Raw genomic sequence first — 1085 nt, forward strand, 5'->3', positions numbered from 1 at the left:
ACGAGGTCGGCCCCCTGGGCTACCCCACCGGCGACGCCCGACCGGTCACCGGCGGCGCGGTCCAGGACTTCCAGGGCGGGACGGTGTACTCCTCGGCCGCCGGGACCCGCGCGGTCGCGGGGTCCATCCTCACCGCGTACACCGCAGCCGGGGCCCAGGCCGGACCGTTGGGCTACCCGACCTCGGGTCTGGTCTGCGGGCTCCGCAGCTCCGGGTGCGGCCAGGTCTTCCAGGCCGGACGCATCTACACCACCGCCGCGACCGGCACCCACGCGGTGTCCGGTCCGATCCAGGACGCCTGGATCGCCCAGGGCTGGGAGACCGCCGCCCTCGGCTACCCGACCGGCGACCAGGTGTGCGGGCTGGCCGGTGGCGGCTGCCGGCAGACGTTCGAGGGCGGGTCCCTCTACACGAGCCCGGCCACCGGGACCTTCCCGGTCACCGGGCGCATCGGCGCGGCGTGGTCGACGGCCGGCGCGCAGGACGGCACCCTCGGCTACCCCGTGTCCGGGCTGATCTGCGGACTGCGGGACGGTGGCTGCGGTCAGGTGTTCCAGGGCGGCCGGGTCTACAGCACCGCGGCCTCCGGGGTGCACTCGGTCAGCGGGCCGATCCAGGACGCCTGGATCGCCCAGGGCTGGGAGACCGGGACGCTCGGTTACCCGGTGTCCGAGCCCGTGGCCGTCCCGGGCGGCACGGCGCAGGACTTCCAGGGCGGCCGGCTCACGTTGGACACCACCACCGGCGCGGTCACCCGCGGTTGACCGCGGGCCGGCCGGCGCTCAAGGGAGACCGCCGGCCGGCCGATGGCACTGTGTGCGTTCCCACCCGGCCTCTGCATCCCAGTCCTCGTCGTCCCGCCCCCCGGAGCTGCCCTCCGGCGTGCTCCGCGCGGTGCTCGTCGTCGTGCTGGCCGTGTGCTCGCTGGTCGGTGTCCTCGGGATCCCGGACCGCGCGCCGGCCGGCACGCCCGACCTGGCGCTCGCCGCCGACACCAGCACCTTCGACCCGGGCAACATCATCAGCGACGGCATGTTCTTCGACGCCAACGCCCTCACCGCCCAGCAGGTCCAGGACTTCATCGC

Annotated in this window: 2 protein-coding genes; both read left to right on the forward strand. The window is 75.1% G+C overall.

Annotated features, from left to right (window positions below):
- Window positions 1-764, forward strand: a 764-nt coding sequence (locus UXQ13_RS23555) for an LGFP repeat-containing protein (protein WP_419146494.1), incomplete at its 5' end; no start/stop codon positions are given.
- Between the two features lie 118 nt (window positions 765-882).
- On the forward strand, window positions 883-1085 hold a 203-nt coding region (locus tag UXQ13_RS23560; RefSeq protein WP_336393099.1), incomplete at its 3' end, for a hypothetical protein.

This window comes from Klenkia terrae (assembly GCF_037083865.1).
Lineage (GTDB): Bacteria > Actinomycetota > Actinomycetes > Mycobacteriales > Geodermatophilaceae > Klenkia > Klenkia terrae.